1 protein-coding gene is annotated in these 3323 nt (G+C 48.6%); it reads left to right on the forward strand.

The window, feature by feature from the left end:
• The first annotated feature begins 177 nt into the window (after positions 1-177).
• The gene (locus tag QUB33_RS28930) at positions 178-3075 is read left to right on the forward strand and encodes a leucine-rich repeat protein (protein WP_333357946.1); all 2898 of its coding nucleotides are present in this window, start codon (positions 178-180) and stop codon (positions 3073-3075) included.
• Positions 3076-3323 lie beyond the last annotated feature (248 nt).

Raw genomic sequence — 3323 nt, forward strand, 5'->3', positions numbered from 1 at the left:
TCCTCGAATGCAGGAACCTCGCTCTGTCTTGAAATCTAAACGGAGGGCGTGATTGAGACTTTTTCAGTGCCATTGAGCTTAAGTTGTCACGCCTTGGTCACTGCCGTGTCATGATTCCCCCCCACCAAGCAAAAAATCCTGTCACAATAAACTGAATCCTACCGAGAGACAAAGGGCATGACGCGAGAGGAAGCAGTGCGGCGAATTCACCGGGCAGCCGAGGAAAAATTGACGGAACTGGATTTGTCGGGGCTCGACTTGGAGGAATTGCCGCCGGAGATTGGCAAGTGCACGCAGCTTGAGACGTTGGTGTTGGGGAAGCTCGATGAAGAGAAAAGAAAATGGGTTGGGAATAAGTTAACTGAGTTTCCTGATGCTGTTCTTCAATTAACCAACTTAAAAATACTTAACCTCAGTAGGAATCAGATTACGGCTATCCCAGAAGCGATCGGGCAACTGTCGAATCTGACACAGCTTTACCTCAATAGCAATCAGATTACCTCCATCCCAGATGCGATCGGGCAACTGTCCAATCTGATAGGGCTTGACCTCAGTGACAATCAGATTACCTCCATCCCAGAGAATCTCGGGCAACTGTCGAATCTGACAGGGCTTGACCTCAGTGGCAATCAGATTACCTCCATCCCAGAGAATCTCGGGCAACTGTCGAATCTGAAAGGGCTTGACCTCACTCACAATCAAATTACCTCCATCCCAGAGAATCTCGGGCAACTGTCGAATCTGACACTGCTTAACCTCGGTCTGAATCAAATTACCTCCATCCCAGAGGAGCTCGGGCAACTGTCGAATCTGACATGGCTTTACCTCACTGGCAATCAGATTACTCAAATCCCAGAGGCTCTCGCCCAACTCTCTAATCTGACAAACCTTTCCCTCCTTTACAATCAGATTAGCTCCATCCCAGAGGCGATTCGTGGCATGGAAAAGCTGGAAAAACTCGACTTGCGGGGAAATCCGCTCCCGATTCCTCCCGAAATTCTCCAAGGCGAAGAATTGTCGAAACCAGGCGATTTGCGTACCATCCTCGACTTCTACTTCCAAACCCGCAACCCCAACGACAACGAAGAACTCAACGAAGCCAAACTTTTGATTGTCGGCGAAGGCGGATCGGGAAAAACCACCCTAGCAAACAAACTCCTCAACCCCGACTACGAACTCAAAGAACAAGAACCCAGCACCGAAGGCATCGATGTCATCCGCTGGAAATTCCAACAAGTCAACGGCAAACCTTTCCGCGTCCACATCTGGGACTTTGGCGGACAGGAAATCTACCACGCCACGCACCAATTTTTCCTCACCGAACGTTCCCTCTATATCCTCCTCGTGGATAACCGCCGCGAAAACCCCAACCTCTGCTACTGGTTGAACATCATCGAACTCCTCAGCAACAGCAGTCCCGTCTTCCTCGTCCAGAACGAAAAACAAGACCGCCGCTGCGAAATCAACGTTTCCCAACTGCGCCGTGACTTTGACAACCTAATAGAAAAACCCCTCACCACCAACCTCGCCGACAATCGCGGACTCGAAACCCTCCAGCGCGCCCTACAAAACCGCATCACCACCCTGGATCACATCAGTACGCCCATCCCCAAACACTGGGCAAAAGTCCGCCACGTCCTGGAAAACTACGCCGAACGCAAAACCCACATCGAAGTCTCTGAGTTCTACGACATCTGCGCCACCCACGGCTTCGACAAATCCGACAAACAGGCCATGCTGAGTCTGAGCAAGTATTTGCACGACTTGGGTATTATCCTCCACTTCCAAACAAATGCTGACAAAAAAAAATCTATCCTCTTCAACTGGGTCATCCTGAGTCCCGAATGGGCCACCAACGCCGTCTACAAAGTCACCGATAACGAACAAGTCATCGCCAAGTGTGGATACTTCACCGACGAAAACCTCAGGGAAATCTGGATCGATAGACAATACCAAGGCCTCCACGATGAGCTACTTGAGCTCATGGAAAACTTCAAAATTTGCTACCCAATCCCCGGCCAACGGGGACACTACATCGCCCCGCAACGCCTCCCCCTCGAAGCACCAGAGTACGACTGGGACGACACCGACAACCTGATAGTGCGCTACAAATATGAGTTTATGCCCAAAGGCATCATCACCAGGCTGATTGTGGAGATGCACCGCTTGATTTGCCGCCCGAATATCGCTCCCTCTTCAGGTGCTGCTAGAGAGGATATTGTCTGGCGTGACGGCGTTCTCCTCGCCGACAACTACGCCAAAGCCGAAGTCATCGAGAATTATCATCAACGAGAAATCCGCATCCGCGTATCTGGAACCCCGAAAAACTATCTCCTAAATAGCATTCGTCACAAACTCCGGGAAATTCATGATACTTACGATAAGCGCCTCAAATACCAAGAATTAATTCCCTGCAATTGTTCCGAATGCAAAGGTAGCCAAAATCCCTCTTCCTATGCCTTTGATGATTTGCGCCGCCGTTTGGCAAATGGCAAGTACACAGTGGAATGTGGAGAACCGCCATATAAAGATGTCCAGGTGCGGGGCTTAATCGAGGATTTTCCCGACTATTCCCAAGAGAAAGTTCCTGGAATCGATCGATCGCCTGCGGTAGATTATTCTAGAACTCAGAAAACTGTAAACAATTTAAACTTGTACTTCGACGGTAACAGCATGAATCAAGATTCTTCCCAAAAAAACGACTTGCAAGGTGCTCATCTCTCCGGAATTAACGCCAGCCAATTTCAAGATAATGCCCAAGCTAGGGGCAATCAATTTAATCAAACTAATAATGCCAATACCGCCGAACTTGTGAAACTGATTTCATCGATGCGTGAAACCGCGGCACAATTCCCCGAAGACGAACGCGAAGAAGTGTTGATGGAAATTGGCAACGTGGAAGAACAACTAAATAAACCCGAAGAAAACCGCAATCGGAAACTCATTGGGAAAAAATTGGGTCTTATTTTAGCGATCGCGGCGAGTATGGCTACTCCGATCGCAAACATGACAGATTTTACCAACAATGTGACCGATTTAGCTCAAAAAGTTGGTGTCGAACTTCCGAGTCGATAGGCACAGTAAATAAAAAAACAGAATACTTAAATACCCAACTTCTTTAGCAACTCTGGACACCGCACCGTGCCGTTTCCCTACCCGAAAATAATCGATCGCCCTCCATGAGAGATGTAACCATCGCCCGATTAATTTTCGGGAAACGGCCAGGGGCGGTGTCCTGACAATGGGTAATATCATGTCCGGTAGTACAACCATAGTAAAATAGCTAAGTATACCCTTTGTAAAAAGCATCCTATCTAACCAAT

Source organism: Microcoleus sp. B3-A4, from assembly GCF_036705385.1.
Taxonomy (GTDB): Bacteria; Cyanobacteriota; Cyanobacteriia; order Cyanobacteriales; family Microcoleaceae; genus Microcoleus.